At 41.1% G+C, this 15,758-nt stretch carries 14 protein-coding genes; 9 read left to right on the forward strand and 5 right to left on the reverse strand.

What is annotated here, in order from left to right; genetic code table 11:
* Positions 1-10 precede the first annotated feature (10 nt).
* The 7 genes from BST97_RS01055 to BST97_RS01085 all read left to right on the forward strand — a co-directional run bounded on the left by BST97_RS01055 (position 11) and on the right by BST97_RS01085 (position 8,180).
* Positions 11-787 carry a patatin-like phospholipase family protein gene (locus BST97_RS01055; RefSeq protein ID WP_085765504.1) on the forward strand — a complete coding sequence of 259 codons (777 nt, stop codon included), beginning with the start codon at positions 11-13 and terminating at the stop codon, positions 785-787.
* Positions 788-973: 186 nt separating this feature from the next.
* Positions 974-2,047, forward strand: a complete 1,074-nt coding sequence (gene aroC / locus BST97_RS01060; RefSeq protein ID WP_085765505.1) for a chorismate synthase — start codon at positions 974-976, stop codon at positions 2,045-2,047.
* Between the two features lie 115 nt (positions 2,048-2,162).
* The gene (locus tag BST97_RS01065; RefSeq protein WP_085765506.1) at positions 2,163-3,614 is read left to right on the forward strand and encodes a dicarboxylate/amino acid:cation symporter; all 1,452 of its coding nucleotides are present in this window, start codon (positions 2,163-2,165) and stop codon (positions 3,612-3,614) included.
* A 194-nt stretch (positions 3,615-3,808) separates the two neighbouring features.
* Positions 3,809-4,840, forward strand: a complete 1,032-nt coding sequence (gshB, locus tag BST97_RS01070; protein WP_085765507.1) for a glutathione synthase — start codon at positions 3,809-3,811, stop codon at positions 4,838-4,840.
* Positions 4,833-5,669 carry an N-formylglutamate amidohydrolase gene (locus BST97_RS01075; protein ID WP_085765508.1) on the forward strand — a complete coding sequence of 279 codons (837 nt, stop codon included), beginning with the start codon at positions 4,833-4,835 and terminating at the stop codon, positions 5,667-5,669. Before gshB ends, BST97_RS01075 begins: the two co-directional genes overlap by 8 nt.
* On the forward strand, positions 5,629-6,825 hold the full coding sequence (locus BST97_RS01080) for a flavohemoglobin expression-modulating QEGLA motif protein (RefSeq protein ID WP_085765509.1): 1,197 nt from the start codon (positions 5,629-5,631) through the stop codon (positions 6,823-6,825). The genes BST97_RS01075 and BST97_RS01080 overlap by 41 nt, the downstream gene beginning before the upstream one ends.
* Positions 6,822-8,180: a hypothetical protein gene (locus BST97_RS01085; protein WP_085765510.1), complete on the forward strand. Its 1,359-nt coding sequence runs from the start codon at positions 6,822-6,824 to the stop codon at positions 8,178-8,180. Before BST97_RS01080 ends, BST97_RS01085 begins: the two co-directional genes overlap by 4 nt.
* Here the strand turns inward: BST97_RS01085 and lgt are convergent, their stop codons facing one another.
* Positions 8,181-9,125, reverse strand: coding sequence for a prolipoprotein diacylglyceryl transferase (gene lgt, locus BST97_RS01090; protein WP_085765511.1), 945 nt, complete (start codon positions 9,123-9,125; stop codon positions 8,181-8,183). It lies immediately after the preceding gene.
* 50 nt (positions 9,126-9,175) lie between these two features.
* Complete coding sequence (locus tag BST97_RS01095; RefSeq protein WP_085768105.1) at positions 9,176-9,730, reverse strand: thioredoxin family protein; 555 nt, start codon at positions 9,728-9,730, stop codon at positions 9,176-9,178.
* A 163-nt stretch (positions 9,731-9,893) separates the two neighbouring features.
* Here BST97_RS01095 and BST97_RS01100 point away from each other — a divergent pair, with 163 nt between their 5' ends.
* Both BST97_RS01100 and BST97_RS01105 read left to right on the forward strand, forming a co-directional pair.
* Positions 9,894-10,193 (forward strand): phosphoribosylpyrophosphate synthetase, encoded by a 300-nt coding sequence (locus BST97_RS01100; protein WP_085765512.1) that lies wholly within the window; start codon positions 9,894-9,896, stop codon positions 10,191-10,193.
* A complete protein-coding gene (locus tag BST97_RS01105; RefSeq protein ID WP_085765513.1) occupies positions 10,193-10,522 on the forward strand; it encodes a tRNA-binding protein in 330 nt (109 codons plus the stop codon). Before BST97_RS01100 ends, BST97_RS01105 begins: the two co-directional genes overlap by 1 nt.
* Before the next feature lie 54 nt (positions 10,523-10,576).
* Here BST97_RS01105 and BST97_RS01110 read toward each other — a convergent pair whose 3' ends face one another.
* The 3 genes from BST97_RS01110 to BST97_RS01120 form a co-directional block, all read right to left on the reverse strand.
* Positions 10,577-13,114, reverse strand: coding sequence for a M14 metallopeptidase family protein (locus tag BST97_RS01110; RefSeq protein WP_085765514.1), 2,538 nt, complete (start codon positions 13,112-13,114; stop codon positions 10,577-10,579).
* 72 nt (positions 13,115-13,186) lie between these two features.
* A complete protein-coding gene (locus BST97_RS01115; protein WP_085765515.1) occupies positions 13,187-13,570 on the reverse strand; it encodes a PUR family DNA/RNA-binding protein in 384 nt (127 codons plus the stop codon).
* Positions 13,571-13,957: 387 nt separating this feature from the next.
* A complete protein-coding gene (locus tag BST97_RS01120) occupies positions 13,958-15,709 on the reverse strand; it encodes an ABC transporter ATP-binding protein (protein WP_085765516.1) in 1,752 nt (583 codons plus the stop codon).
* Positions 15,710-15,758 lie beyond the last annotated feature (49 nt).

The following is a 15,758-nucleotide window of genomic DNA, read 5'->3' on the forward strand; positions in this document are numbered from 1 at the left end:
GTTTTGTTGTATGAAATCTCCTAAAATTGGTTTGGTGCTATCAGGTGGAGGGCATAGGGGTGTTGCCCATGCCGGTGCACTTAAAGCGATGCAGGAGCGTGGTATTGAAGTCCATTCCATTTCTGGAGTGAGTGCGGGATCCATTGTGGGCGCCATGCACGCTGCAAATTATAGCCCAGAAGATATACTGGATCTGTTCAAACGGATCAAACTATTCACCTTTTCAAATTTTGCAAGAAAAGGAGCGGGAATTGTATCTACAGATGCTTTTCATAAAATCCTTTTAGAATACTTCCCCACAGATTCCTTTGAAGATTTAGGGAAACCACTTTATGTAACGGTTTCAGATCTGATTACCGCAAAAAGAGTCGTTTTTGATCGCGGCCGATTGATACCTGCCATATTAGCCTCATCTGCCGTTCCAGGGGTTTTCACCCCCATCAAAATTGGCGACCATCTATATACAGATGGTGGCGTATTGGATAATTTTCCCGTTAAACCACTACGCAATCGAGTTGATGAGATCTTCGGCGTTTATGTGTGTCCCATCAAAAAAATGCAAATAACTGATTTCAAGAGAACTATAGATGTTGTGAATAGGGCTCTTTTATTGAAGATGCATAGTTTGTCTGTCAACAAGTTCAATGAATGCAAGGTATTGGTAAATCCGCTTGAGCTCAGTGCTTACCATTTATTTCAGTCTGGTCAGGTGGATACGATCTATCAAATAGGCTATGATCATGCGTGCCGGGTGCTGGATGAGTATTTGGAAGCAAAAGAGGTGTAACACCCAACCCCAGCCCTATGCAATGCACTTAGTCGTTACTCCTTTTCGCTTGCAAGAAGGGAAGGGGATTATTTAGTTCTTTTCTTTTCCTCGAGGTGTTGCGCAGAGTGGAGTCGAAGTGGAAATGTCCGTAGGACAAAGGGTGTTTTGATCTTATGTAATCTTCACGCACATTATCTTTGTCTTATGGCAGGAAATACATTTGGAAAATCGTTTAAACTTACTACCTATGGTGAGAGTCATGGCGCCGCGATAGGTGGTGTTATCGATGGCTGTCCAGCAGGTGTCGCAATAGATTTAAGCGCAGTTCAGAGAGAGCTGGATAGACGTAAACCGGGTCAGAGCAAAATCGTGACCCAGCGCAAGGAGAGTGATACCGTTCAATTCTTCTCTGGGATTTTTGAGGGGAAAACCACGGGAACTCCCATAGGTTTTCAAATCGTCAACGAGAACCAAAAGTCAAAAGACTACTCCCACATCGCCACGACCTACCGTCCCAGCCATGCTGACAAAACTTATACGGACAAATACGGTCATCGGGATTACCGTGGCGGCGGCCGCAGTAGCGCGAGAGAAACGGCTTGCCGAGTAGTGGCGGGAGCTATTGCTAAACAACTATTCCCACAAATTAAAATTACGGCTTACACCAGTAGCGTTGGCCATCTTCAGCTGGATAAAGATTACAAGGATTTGGATTTCTCTGAGATTGAAAAGAACGATGTGCGCTGTCCTGATCCCGCTTTCGCGAAAGCGATGCAAGAAAAAATCCTTGAGATCAGAAAGAAAGGAGACACGATAGGAGGCACCATAACTTGTGTTTTAGAAAACGTGCCAGCAGGTCTGGGCGAACCCGTTTTTGACAAGTTGCACGCAGACCTTGCCAAAGCCATGCTCAGTATCAATGCCGTCAAGGGATTTGAATATGGCAGCGGTTTTGAGGGCGCAAGAATGACTGGTAGCGAGCATAATGACCTCTATAATCAAGATGGAAGTACTAAAACAAATAGAAGTGGCGGTATCCAAGGCGGTATCTCAAACGGTATGGACATCTACTTTAATGTAGCATTCAAGCCTGTGGCTACCTTGATGCAAGATCAGCAAACCATTGATGAGACGGGAGCTGAGGTTACCATGAAAGGTAAAGGGCGTCACGATCCATGTGTGCTACCGCGAGCAGTACCTATTGTAGAATCCATGGCTGCGCTGGTCATTGCAGATCACTTGTTGCGTGATCAGACTACTCGTTTGAAAACGATGTAGAAGTAACGCTATATAACAAGAATATCTGATTCGTACTGATTAATAGGCTTGTAGGCAAGTTGGCTTGCATAGCTTGATTTTACTATCTTCCCGTCTTAAAATTTTCTTATAGCACATGAAGAAACTGGCGCTGCACTGGCAGATTTTGATAGGAATGGTTTTGGGGATCGGTTTTGGGCTCATTTTGCTCAATACCTCGTGGGGACAAGAAGAAGTCGTGGTCAGCACCATCAAGGAATCCTATAAACTCGATTACTCAGTTGTTGATGGAAAAGTGGTTCCAGAACACGTTGTAATTCCTGAGAGAACCATTACATCTACTAAGGCCAGAGAATGGGTGACCGACTGGATTGAGCCTTTCGGGAAGATTTTTGTGAATTTGCTGAAACTTATTGCGGTACCGCTGATTCTAGCGTCTCTTATAAAAGGTATTTCTGATCTAAAGGACATTGCCAAGTTCCGTAATATGGGATTGCGCACCGTAGGGATTTATATCTTCACAACAGTTATCGCTATAACCATCGGTCTTGTAGCCGTGAATCTTGTAGATCCAGGTTCAGGAATTTCTGAAGAGACCGTTCAAAGTTTGAGTACCACTTATGAGGGTAATTCAAATATTGCTGGTAAGCTTCAAACGGCCGCCGCCCAAAAAGATGCAGGCCCCTTACAAGCGCTGGTAGATATGATCCCGAGTAATGCGGTGGAGGCGATGTCAAACAACAGTTTGATGCTACAGGTGATCTTTTTTGCGATCTTTTTAGGGATTTCCATGCTTCTTATCGGTGAGAAGGCTGCTTTGCCGCTCAAAAATTTCTTTGATAGTCTTAATGATGTCGTACTTAAAATGGTGGACTTGATCATGCTTTTTGCACCATTTGCTGTTTTTGCATTGCTTGCGACCGTAGTCGTTACCTCAGACGATCCAGAGGTGCTACTGGCATTGCTGTATTATGCGCTCACGGTGGTCGCTGGACTGCTCGCGATGATCGTGATCTACTGTTTGATCTTTACACTGTACGTTAAAAAGTCACCTTTATGGTTTTTGAACAAAATCGCTCCAGCTCAATTACTGGCTTTCTCTACCAGTAGTTCTGCTGCGACACTACCAGTGACCATGGAACGAGTCGAGGAACACATGGGAGTTGAAAAGGAGGTCTCCAGTTTTGTACTGCCTGTAGGAGCTACTATCAATATGGATGGAACGAGTTTGTATCAAGCCGTGGCTGCTGTTTTTGTATGCCAGGCGTTGAATATAGAGGTGACCATGGGGCAACAGTTGACGATCGTGCTGACGGCGTTGCTAGCAAGCATAGGTAGCGCGGCTGTTCCCGGTGCTGGAATGGTGATGCTGGTGATTGTATTGGAATCCATCGATTTCCCGAGCGAATATCTTCCAGTAGCTCTTGCACTCATCTTTGCCGTGGATCGACCGCTGGACATGTTGCGTACCACGGTAAATGTTACTGGCGATGCAACCGTGGCCTCGGTGGTGGCTAAGTCTCTAGGTAAATTTGGTAAGCCAAAAGTGAAGGATTGGGATGACAATCTTGATGAGGTATCATCATAGCGAGGGGTTGATTGTGATTCCGCTTTCGCGAAAGCGAGATAATCTAAGATATTAGTCTTTAAAGAATCGGAAACGGACAAATTATAGCAGTGCATCGTAAGACATACGTTTTGAGCTAATATATTTTTAGAAATACTTAGGTCTTCACTGAGAGATAATTCCTATTTTCCCAGTCCACTTGTAACCAAAGCCTTATGAATATTTGTTTTATCATGTACCCGTGGGAGGAGATACAACCAGACGCCGACTCAACACTGACGATTATCCATGAATGTTGTAAACGTGGCCATAAAGTAGCCATAGCGACGCCTGCAAACCTCACCATTAGGGACAGTATTGCTTATGCTTTTTCTAAAGTGATCAAAAAACAGGAAAAAGTACCAGCTCAAATCAAGTCTTTTTACAAAAACACCGAGCTGAGAGAAAAAATGTTACCACTAGCTGGTTTTGACATTATTATGATGCGGGCAAATCCACCTCTGGACCCGATTGCACTCAATTTCTTAGACTCTGTTAAGGACGATGTATTTATCGTAAATGATATTGAAGGCTTGCGTGAAGCTAATAATAAATTGTACACCGCTTGTTTTGAAGATCCTGATAATGAGATCATTCCTGCGACGCACGTTTCCAAAAACAAAAAATATCTCAAGAGCGTTATCAAGGAGAATCCCAAAGATCGTATGATTATGAAACCGCTTAATGGTTATGGAGGTAGTGGCGTGATCATGATTGAGAAAAACGCGATGCACAATGTGAACTCGCTGCTAGATTTTTATATCGATAATAAGGATGGGACAACAAATTATGTGATTCTTCAAGATTACATTGAAGGTGCTGATCAGGGCGATTCACGCATTCTCATCCTAAATGGAGAACCCATAGGTGCCGTAAGGAGAGTGCCTGGTGGCGACGATCACCGTTCAAACATAAGTGCTGGAGGTACTTTCAAAAAGCACAATCTTACTGAGGCAGAGAAAAAATTGTGCAAGAAAATAGGACCCAAATTAGTTAAAGACGGGTTGTTTTTTGTAGGAATAGATGTTATCAACGGTAAATTAGTCGAAGTAAACGTGATGTCCCCTGGGGGGTTAGTGCAGATCAATAAGGCTTCCAAAATTAAAATCCAGCAGAAAATTGTGGATTATTTTGAAGAAGTAGTTGAAAATAGGGGGAAAGCGTTAGAACGTAAAATCAAACTTAAAAATACTGTACAGGATGATTAAACTTTCCTATCGTCAAATCATTGATAAAATTGAACGTGAAGAGACGTTTCACGCCGTAGCGGATGATTATTCTTTTTCGATTAAAATCGACGATTATGTTCCCTTTGCCTGTGCAGCCATTCACAATGGTCATAATTTAGATAAGGAACTTTGGAAAAATTGCCATCATACAGAGCACGATCGCTGGTATGAGGAGGATCCGGCAACTGGAGAAATGATTTCTGGATTGCCGCTTACACTGATCGCTCATGACAGCCGTTTTGAATATGATTTGAACAGGCATCCAAATGAAGCAATTTATGAGACGGCTTGGGGGAAGCGTTTGTGGAAAATTCCACTGTCTGAAAGTTTGAAATTAAAGGCTATAAACAAACACGAGAATTTCTATAAAGTAGTGCTTACCCTTATGGTTAAGCTGGAAGAGATGTTTGGTAGTGTAGTGGTTTATGACCTTCACTCCTATAACTGGAAAAGATGGGAGCGCAAAGTACCAGTCTTTAATATAGGTACTTCTAATGTTGACGAAACCAAGTACAATACAGCAATCACTCAATGGCAAGAGATACTAGGTAAACTTGAATTACCTATTGATGAAAAAGTTACCTGTGAAGTAAATGATGTTTTTCAAGGCAATGGTTATTTTCTTAAATACATTACCGCAAATACCTTGAACACTCTTGTACTTGCCACGGAAATATCAAAAGTGTATTGTGATGAAGAAACTGGTGTCATTTTCCCGGAAGTGGTTGCAGCAGTTAGAGATCAATTAAAATATTATATACAGGCACATGCCCACAGATTCTACGATAGACACCACAGTATTGTCTAAAGAATTCACGCACAAGAAAGACGCTTTACTGGAAATTGATGCAAATATTGACAGAATTGTCAGGCGCATTGAGATGCTCGCTTATGTAAATCCGCTAAATATTGCACAAGAACGCAAAAAGTTTTTCCAGAGCAAGTACTTATATAATCCGCAGTTCAAATATCGAAAGGTAAAATTCAATCCTTATAAAATCCACAGACTATTGTTCAGTCAGCGGTTGGAGCGCATTGAGAATGATGATATACGAGATCTATATAAAGATATTATTTATACCTACAGTGGACTCTTACAGTGTATTGAAACTATAGCACAACCTAACAATCAATTCTATTTTAATAGTTTACGTTTTTTTGGAACGCCTACTGAAAAGACAGTAGAAAATGCAAAATTCATCCTTCATTTTACAGAAGATCAAGATGAGCTCCCGAATAGCAAAAAATTATATAGCACAGAAGAGGCAACCCGGTTTTTCAAGAACTTTAGAGAACAGTACGATTTTGATTTTGATATAAAAACCAGCAGCGCCATGAGTGCTGCAGCCATGGTTTCTAACAGTCAGCGTGCATTGATCTTAAAGAAAAACCATCAATACTCACAGCACGAGCTCAATGTTTTGGGACACCACGAGATTGGGGTTCATTTAGTAACCACATTTAACGCTGCTGAGCAACCACTTACTATTTTCAGCAACGGCTTTCCCAATTACGAAGAAACCCAAGAAGGTCTCGCGGTGATGTCAGAGTATATGAGCGGTAATTTGACAGTGAATCGCTTAAAAGAATTGGCCTACCGTGTGATGGCAGTCGATTCCCTTACTAAAGGATATGATTTCCAAGATACCTTTGATTTGTTGCATAACCAATTAAAATTGGATCGTGAGCGCTCCTTTGGAATCACTCTGCGTACCCATCGTGGTGGTGGGTGGACAAAAGACGCTTTATACCTTTCAGGTCTTAAAAAAGTGTATGATTACTACAAAACAGGTGAAGATCTAGAGCCTATTATGCTTGGTAAATGCAGTCTGGACTTCAACGATGGTGTTCAAGCCATGAAAGAAGAAGGTTATGTTGCTGAGATCAAACACCGTTCAAAATCTTTTGAGCAGTGTTTGAATCAGAATGAACAGGTGGAATTTATTTTAAAGAATTTGAAATGAAAGAATTAACATTCCTTCTATTTATTCTTCCGTGTGTTGCTTTTGCTGCAAGAAAACCGATCAATGTGACAATTCATTTTGAATATGATTTTGAGCCATCTAGCAACCGCACAGAATTTAATATAGGCAATTGTCCTTTGGATCATTGTCCTCGTATTGATAGTTTAAGATCCAAGTATGTTTTTTATCGGAACTACGTCATTTTAAAAGTCTATGATCAAACGTGGAAACTTCATTTTAATGATGGGGAGAATCTGTCTATTGCTATTGAAGAACGAGAGGGTGATTATCAAATTACTATAAAAGATGGAGAAGCAGAACTGAAAAACAAATTTCTTCTATTGCGACATACATTCTTGATGGAGCAAGAGAAAGATGCTGCATTTCTAATGGCAAATAAGCAAATGTTATCTCAAAAGCTTAACAAATTTGAAAGCATGTTCATGAAAAAAGCACTTGAAGAAAATTTGCCTAGTGACTTTATTAATGACGAGAAAAAGTTTTGGCACTATTACAAATTGAATTTCCAAATTTTCTATAATCACTATAAACAGGGCAACCTGAGTATGTTTGAAGTTGATCAGGAAAAGTTGGGGAGAGAATTTGAGTTAGAGTCTGCAAATTTCTATACACCTGAATATCATCGATTGGCTATTTCTTACTACACGCATCAAATAAGAACTGCAGCCAGCTTATCTAAAATGAAGAAAATCTATAGAGAATTTCAACATACTTTTATCAGATGGAACATCATAGCTGGTATTAAGTACCTTATTTTCAACGAACCTGAGAACTTGATGTATTACAGGTTTTTGAGATGGTTAGATTCATATCGCTATGGAGACCTAAGATTTCTAGCGAAGGGAGAGCCATTATTTAAGCATCTCGATTCTTTTCCAGAAATATCTACAAAAACTTTAGATGGTGAAAAAGTAGATTTTAAAACTATACTCTCAGACACTACTACCTATGTATTCCTATATGATATTTATGATCCAAATCTTGCTTTAAACCTCTCAAAGTGGATAGAATTTGGTCAAAGAAAGGGTTTTGAGAATTTAAACATGGTAACTCTCGGAGTTAATGTGTTCCGAAAACGTTTAGAATTCAAAAGCATTTTCTATGAAAATGACGTTCCAGGAAAGCATCTTCAAATTGATGAGAAATACGCCAATAGTTTTGTCAAGAAAAACAAGATCATTCATTTGCCAAGAATAGTTCAACTCAATTCGTTGGGCGAAATTTTAAATCCTGATTTTCAAGATCAATTTTTAAGGCGTAATCAATTTGATATTTATTTTGATGATCGCTTCAAAGTTTTTCCTTTAGGGTCTGGAGAATACAGAATGTACTGATTATACATTCCTTTCCATCTGATACCCAGGCCTAAACATCAAATAAAGACCGAATAGAATAAACGGAACGCTCAACAATTGTCCCGTATTGAAATCAATTCCTAAGAACTCAAAAGCATCTGTGTCCGTTTGTGGCGCTTTAATCTGTTCAATCAGCAATCTTACAGTGAAAAGAAGCACAAAGAACATTCCGAGCAGATAACCCAGTTTCTGTCCCTTATCAGTTTTCCAATAGGTGAAGTAGAGTGCCAAAAACACAAACACATAACAAATAGCCTCGTACAACTGTGCCGGGTGCTTGTACGGGATCGTTGCGAGCAACTCAGCATATTGCGGATCATTTACCAAAGCATCAATAGCTTTGTCCGTGTCGCGTATTCCTGTTTTCATCAACGCCGCTTTGACGTCATCATCACTGGTGTCGCGCACAAATTTGAAACCAGCCCAGAAATCAGTTGTTTTCCCTACGATCTCGCTGTTCATGAGATTTCCCAACCTAACAAAAGTTCCGCCTATCGCGGTAGGAATCACTAAACGGTCTAGAATCCAGAACATGTGCCGGTTCAAATGCTTACGGCTGTAAAAGAACATGGCGATTATGATTCCCAGTGCGGCTCCGTGGCTTGCCATTCCCGCAAAACCAGTCCACTCAAATTCCGGCTCCCATCTAAACGGAAGAATTACATGTAACGGATCAGAAAATAAGATGTCGTAATCATAGAAAAGATAGTGCCCCAAGCGCGCGCCTACCAGACAGCCTACAACCGTATACATAAATAGCGGGTCCAGCTTTTCTTGTGCGACACCGTCATTTTTGAAAATAGGCTTGATGATGTACCAGCCCAGCATAAAGGCGATTACATAAGATAAACTGTAAAAATGGATGGTAAAAAAACCGAGATCTATTCCCTCCAGCGGGTTCCAGACTACTTTAAGAAAGTGCATATAGATGGCTTAAAAGTCGCAAATTTAGGGTTTTCTAATGGGAAGAACGCCTACTTCCATTTGATGTTGCAACCCATGCTGGGCTTTTGGGGCTCTGGCACTTTTTTATTGCCCAAAATAGCATCGATAGCCTCTCTTAATGAAGTGCCCGTAAGTGGTACACCATTTCCCGGTCGGGACGCATCCAGCTGGCCGCGATACACCAGTTTGTCCTCACGGTCAAATAGGTAAAAGTCTGGCGTGCAAGCCGCGTCATAAGCTTTTGCCACGCTCTGATCTGCATCGTATAAATAAGGGAATGTGTAATCATTTTCCTCTGCTACCACTTTCATCAAGTCTGGAGCATCTTGCGGATATTGCCCTACATCATTGCTGCTTATCGCCGCAAAACCGAATCCCATCACCCTATAATCGTTGGCAACCCGCACGATTTCTTCATTTACATGGATCACATACGGGCAGTGATTACACAGAAACATGATCACGGTTCCTAGTTTTCCCTTGATCTGGGCAAAACTTATCATCTCGTTAAACCGCGTGTCCAGCAGTTTGAATTCAGGTGCTTTGGTGCCTAGAGGGAGCATATTTGAAGGAGTGAGAGCCATCTTTTGTTTTGTTAGTAGTGGGGGAGTGTATGTTGTTACGCTTTCGCGAAAGCGGAATCCCAACAAACCTAGTTCACCACAGAATATCTAATGCGCAATCTATTAAACTTCTTTTAAAGACTGCTCTGGTGCTAGCAAATCAATGTATCTTTAAAATAAAAATATGAAAAAGGCATACGATACGGTAACGGAAGCAACAGAGGATTTACAATCTAAAGGCTATACGATCGATTTTGACCTTGTTGAAAATGGCGTAAGCTCAAAAGAACTCAAAAAAGAATGGCAGGCAGAAGAGCTGGAAGTGGTAGAGTTTTACCGCTTTGAGGGAATGACTAATCCAGGTGATAACATGATTCTCTATGCGATCGAGTGCAAGGGTGGAGAGAAGGGAATTCTTGTTGATGCCTACGGTGCAGATGTCGCGATTTCTAGAGAAATGATCGAAAAACTGCGCATGAACTGATGCTGAGTTGGGAAGATTTTAAAAAAGTGGAGATGCGCGTAGGGACTGTTCTACGCGCATCTGCTTTTTCAGAAGCTCGCAGTCCAGCCTACAAGATTGAGATCGATATGGGCGAGCTGGGAATTCTTAAAACCAGCGCTCAAATCACTGAACTCTATAACACTGACGACTTGGTAGGCAAGCAAGTGATCGCGGTAGTCAATTTCCCCAAAAAGCAGATTGCCAACTTCATGAGCGAGTGCTTAATTTTAGGTGTGTTAGGCGATGATAAAGGCGTGACGCTGCTCACTGCTGACAAACCGGTCAAGAATGGGAGTTTGATAGGGTGAGATTCACAAAAAAATAAGTTCCCCTCTCCGCTGGAGAGGGGCTAGGGGTGAGGCCTACATCATCTCCGCAAAGAATATCGCATTAGCCAGTAATTTATTGGTTCCGTACCAGAAGGCTCTAAATTGTGTGTTATCTGTAAATCCGCTTACTTCACCGCGTCCGTAACTGTTGTGCTGGAATGGAACAGTTTCTTTGAGTGCTTTCAAGTTTTCTTCTGAAATATACCCACTCATCAAAGGTTCAGAAGTATATTGAATAGGATTATTGAAACCATTCTTATTCGGCTGCACAAAAAGACTGGTATTTCTAAATAATGGTAAACTTTCTTTACTATATCCGAAATTAATAGGGTGGGAGCGGTCCAGTTTTGCCTCAAAGATGGCACCACCTATGTTTTGAGCTCCGTAAAGATTGCTACGATCTTTGAAAGCGACATTAGTGTTGAGACTATCTGCCTTTTTGAATTCTAGAGGTAGCATTTTAGAACTGCTCATCCACCTGAGACTATTTCTATAACCAATCAAGTTACCACCTTCTCTGGTCCAGCGCTTCAGCTGATCTACTACTTCATTTTCTGGACTACCATAAGTAGAAGGAACGATAATGGTGGTGAACTGACCCAAATCTTTACGGTTGATGTCTTCAAGGTCAATTTTAGTAATGGAAATATCATACCGTTGATCCATCAAATGCCAAATTTCTCCTGCGTCATAAGGAGAAATCCCATTACCGATCAATAATGCAATATTTTGAGGTTGTACCAATCGGAATTGTCTTGAACCGAGGTCGATCCCGGTGGTGAGTCCTGTTGTTGCCTGATAAAAGGTAACCTTGTTTTCATTGGATAAATCTTGCATCAAAGCCAATAAATCAATTTTATTGAGCGCCTGATTTTGCACGGGAACCATAAGTGTTCCGTAGTCATAATCTCTACCATCAATGCTGAATGGACTCATGGCAACTTTTACCCTGATATCATTTTCATGCAGCTGATTGAGAATGCGTGGAGCGAGATAATCTTCCCAAGGTATAAAATAGGCGTACGCATTTTGATTCAGTTGACTTTGGTTGGCTGGCTTTAATAACTCGGTTGCTTGTTCTTCTTTGAAATCAGGCTTGACATTCTCGGCATAATCTAAGTTGAAAGCAAGTGGCAAAGTCCACGCGCTGATGTCGTAAAACAAACTATCCTGAAAAGTGGTGCGTTTTTCAAACATCGCATTAATCAGCCTGCTGTTCATTTGATTTTTGGGAATGAAATAGCTGCTTCCTTTTTTAAAATTTTTACCGTTGAAGCTGGCGTCGCTGTTCAGTTTATGTAATCGAACATCATGTCGCATCAAAATTTCAGCGAGCGCGTTAGTTTTATTCAAGTCCTTTTCATCGCCAAATACAATTCCGCTAGAATTTCTACTGGTTTCTTGACGTGCTTTTTTATAGAAATCTTCTTGATATTCAAGAATTTCTTCACGCATTGAGTTTGCAGCTTTAAGCGTACTCAATCCTGCGGTAAACTGATTTCTTACCGTAAAAGGAAAAGTGAGTAATCCATTTTCGGAATCCTGGGCATGCCCTCGCGAACTGGCCTGTTCAAATAAAATTCCTATACCGCCATTGATATCTGGAAAAGTAGAACCTTTACCATAATAAAAGTCGTCGTAGCTTTCTTCAGTATAATACAACGAGCCGATTTTATCCAAAGCTTCTGCGTGAAAGTCACCTATTTTCCTAGTGAGTTCTTGGTTCAATTTAGGAGTAAGCGGGTGGGTGCGTGATGGAATCCCTGGCTGGAAAAAGAAGGTAGCATTCGTACCCATCTCATGATGGTCTGTAAGAATATTGGGCATCCAGTCGTGAAACGTGGCAATGCGAGCTTGCGACTCGGGAAGTTGCACGGGCAACCAGTCGCGATTCATGTCAAACCAGTAATGGTTGGTACGTCCACCTGGCCATACCTCGTCGTACTCACGATCATAGGAGTTTGAAGTGATATTTTTATTCTTGTGTTGATTTACCCAAGTAGAAAATCGTTGAACCCCATCAGGATTAAAACACGGATCAAACAAGATTACAGTATTTTTCAACAATTCCTCTATCTCATCACCTTGCGCAGCAGCGAGGTGGTAAGCGAGCACGAGCGCTGCGTTTGAGCCGCTGGCTTCATTCCCATGTATGGAAAAACCCTGATAAACGACGATGGGATCGTCTTCTCTTGAAACGCCATCTTTTTGTAGCGCTTCTTTATGTCTGCTTTTGATTACGTCAATGTTTGATAAATTGTCTGGGCTGGAAACGGTCATTAAAATCAACGGCCTTCCTTCATACGTACGTCCTCTGTTCTCAATTTGAAACCGATCTGATTTTTCTGAAATCACATTCATGTAGTGCACGATCTGATCGTGGCTCACGTGCCATTCTCCAGGCACATATCCTAAAATTTCTTGCGGCGTAGGAATGCTGGTGTCATAGCTTACATCCTCAGGTAGATAGTAAGATAGTTCAATCGGGTCTTGAAGTGAAGGGGATTGTGCGGTTATCGCTTTCGCGAAAGCGAGACCCATCAAAACAAAAATCAAAATGTTGTTTCTCATAGAAAAATCGAAAGTTTAGAGCAAAAAAAAGCCTCTCAAAATTGAAAGGCTGTAAGATAAGGAATAACCTGTTTACATATCGTCAAACTCAACGTTTGTGAAGCTTGCGGGATGATTAGGCTCTGCTGCTTTATCACCTGCAGATTCCTGACCGTTTTTGCTGAAATCGCTTTGATGCTTGTCTGAAATCACCTCATTACCACGTTTTTCGAGAATGAAGTCTGTAACTTCTTTAAGGGTCTCGCCAAATTCTGCAAAGTCTTCTTTATACAGATAAATTTTGTGCTTTTTAAAGTGAAAGCTACCGTCGTCATTAGTGAATTTCTTACTTTCAGTAATGGTGAGGTAATAGTCGTCTGCCTTTGTGGAACGCACGTCAAAAAAATAAGTACGACGACCCGCCCTTACTACTTTTGAAAAGATGTCTTCCTGCTCGTGGTAATCTCTGTCTCCCATGATCCTTTGATGAGTTAGTAAGTGACCAAAAATAAAAAAAAATGTTAATCGACCTTAACGAATCTAGATTTTATGCAGATTACTGTGGTTTTTTTGGATGAGGTGCAGTGATTAAGTATCTCGAGTGGTCAAACCCTTTTCGTTTGGCGACTGGTCGCCAAACATTTTTCCCTTCATCTGAAGGGAAAGGCGTTTACTCGTGCGTAATTATTGTGATTGTGAGTTTTCTGATTCAAAAGAATTTCCACTTCAGAATAGAGCTTCTCCCTTCTTAGAAGGGAGACCGGTCGACGACGAAGCTAACGAAGTTAGCTGAGCGCTTGTGCTGAGCGGAGCCGAAGTAACCAGAGGGTTTCACGGTTGAGTCACAGTAAAGACTTAATTCATTTAGGACTCTTCCAGCATTTGGTTCTCGTAAAGCTCGGAATAATAGCCTTTTTTGGCTAAAAGTTCATGGTGCGTACCTTCTTCAAAGATTTTACCGTCTTCCAGTACGATGATGTGATCAGCATTCTTAGCCGAGCTCACACGATGACTCACTAACACTGTTGTCGTGTTTTTAGTCAGTTCTTTGAGATTTTTTAAGATCTGCTCTTCCGTTTCTGTATCTACGGCGCTCAAACAATCGTCTAAGAGTAAAATTTTTGGTTTTTTGATGATTGCTCTTGCGATGGAAACTCTTTGTTTTTGTCCACCACTTAACGTGATCCCGCGCTCGCCGAGAACGGTCTCGTATTTATTAGTGAACTGGATGATGTTTTGATGAACTACTGCATTTTTAGCGGCGGTTTCGATTTCCTCTTGTGTTGCTTCCGCGGTTCCGAAGGCAATATTGTTTCCTATGGTATCTGAAAATAAGAAAGCATCTTGAGGCACATAACCTATCGCCTGACGTAGATCATCTAGATTAGTTTGTTGAATATTTCTCTGGTCAATCTTGATCGCTCCATAGGTCACATCATACAACCTGCCTATTAATTCCAGAACGGTGGATTTACCACTCCCGGTTTTACCGAGTATAGCAAGTGTTTTGCCAGACGCGACTTTAAAGCTGACTTTTTTCAGCGCCTCAATGTTTGTGTCGGGATAAGTGAAGGAAACATTTTGGAATTCAATATCACCCTCCACTGGATGATGTTGCTCTGTATTATTCTGAATTTCTGGTTCAATGTCGAGAAACTGATTGATTCTTTTTTGAGACGCCTCAGCTTGCTGTATCATGTTAGTCACCCATCCTACAATCGCTACCGGCCAGGTTAGCATATTTACGTAAATCAAAAACTCAGGTATCGTTCCTACTTCGATCACACCATCGATGACCTGACGTCCTCCTATGTAAATTACCATGATGTTACTCAAACCTATGAGCAAAACCATGAGCGGGAAAAAGAGCGCTTGAACTCTCGCAAGGTCTATATTTTTATCCTTGCTGTCATTTGCCACCTCTGTGAATTGATTGTACATGGTAGGAGCGAGGTTGTAGGCTTTGATCACGGCAATACCACTAAAAGCCTCCTGCGAAATGGTATTGAGATAGGATAGGTATTCTTGAACTAAAGTTGCACGTTTATTAATCTCACGACTTATGACGTATATAGCAACAGAAAGAATAGGAAGCGGGATAATCGTGTAAAGAGCTAGGGTGGGAGCCGTTAAGTACATCTGCGGAATAACTACGGCAAATAATGTGATCATGTTTATTCCATACATAATGGAAGGTCCCATATACATGCGTACTTTGGATACATCCTCACTGATGCGATTCATCAAATCTCCCGTACGGTTTTGTTTGTAAAAGGCTAGGGATAAGCGCTGGTATTGTTGATAAACAATATTTTTGAGATCGTATTCGAGATGCCTGGAGACAACGATAATAAGTTGTCTCATTACAAAAGTCAGGATTGCCGCTAGTAATGTTGCACCGAGAATTATGCCGATGCTCCATAAAAGTTCAGATTTGAGATATTCTGTATCCTTAATAACACCGCTGTCATAATCATTGAGGAGGTTGATGATTTTACCAACGTACTTAGGTAAAACAAGGGATAATAATCTGGAGAGAATGGTGACTAGAATTCCTCCCAATAATTGCCATTTATATTTTTTAAAGAGCCTGTTAAGCTTTTTGAGTTCTTTCATACGTATAGGTCAACCACTTTTAAATGGTTTTGAAAAGCTTGCAAAATAA

This window comes from Nonlabens spongiae, assembly GCF_002117125.1.
Taxonomy (GTDB): domain Bacteria; phylum Bacteroidota; class Bacteroidia; order Flavobacteriales; family Flavobacteriaceae; genus Nonlabens; species Nonlabens spongiae.

Coding starts and splice junctions, on each gene's coding strand:
- BST97_RS01055 (WP_085765504.1), top strand. CDS start 11: ATGAAATCTCCTAAAATTGGTTTGGTGCTATCAGGTGGAGGGCATAGG.
- aroC (WP_085765505.1), top strand. CDS start 974: ATGGCAGGAAATACATTTGGAAAATCGTTTAAACTTACTACCTATGGT.
- BST97_RS01065 (WP_085765506.1), top strand. CDS start 2,163: ATGAAGAAACTGGCGCTGCACTGGCAGATTTTGATAGGAATGGTTTTG.
- gshB (WP_085765507.1), top strand. CDS start 3,809: ATGAATATTTGTTTTATCATGTACCCGTGGGAGGAGATACAACCAGAC.
- BST97_RS01075 (WP_085765508.1), top strand. CDS start 4,833: ATGATTAAACTTTCCTATCGTCAAATCATTGATAAAATTGAACGTGAA.
- BST97_RS01080 (WP_085765509.1), top strand. CDS start 5,629: ATGCCCACAGATTCTACGATAGACACCACAGTATTGTCTAAAGAATTC.
- BST97_RS01085 (WP_085765510.1), top strand. CDS start 6,822: ATGAAAGAATTAACATTCCTTCTATTTATTCTTCCGTGTGTTGCTTTT.
- lgt (WP_085765511.1), bottom strand. CDS start 9,125: ATGCACTTTCTTAAAGTAGTCTGGAACCCGCTGGAGGGAATAGATCTC.
- BST97_RS01095 (WP_085768105.1), bottom strand. CDS start 9,730: ATGGCTCTCACTCCTTCAAATATGCTCCCTCTAGGCACCAAAGCACCT.
- BST97_RS01100 (WP_085765512.1), top strand. CDS start 9,894: ATGAAAAAGGCATACGATACGGTAACGGAAGCAACAGAGGATTTACAA.
- BST97_RS01105 (WP_085765513.1), top strand. CDS start 10,193: ATGCTGAGTTGGGAAGATTTTAAAAAAGTGGAGATGCGCGTAGGGACT.
- BST97_RS01110 (WP_085765514.1), bottom strand. CDS start 13,114: ATGAGAAACAACATTTTGATTTTTGTTTTGATGGGTCTCGCTTTCGCG.
- BST97_RS01115 (WP_085765515.1), bottom strand. CDS start 13,570: ATGGGAGACAGAGATTACCACGAGCAGGAAGACATCTTTTCAAAAGTA.
- BST97_RS01120 (WP_085765516.1), bottom strand. CDS start 15,709: ATGAAAGAACTCAAAAAGCTTAACAGGCTCTTTAAAAAATATAAATGG.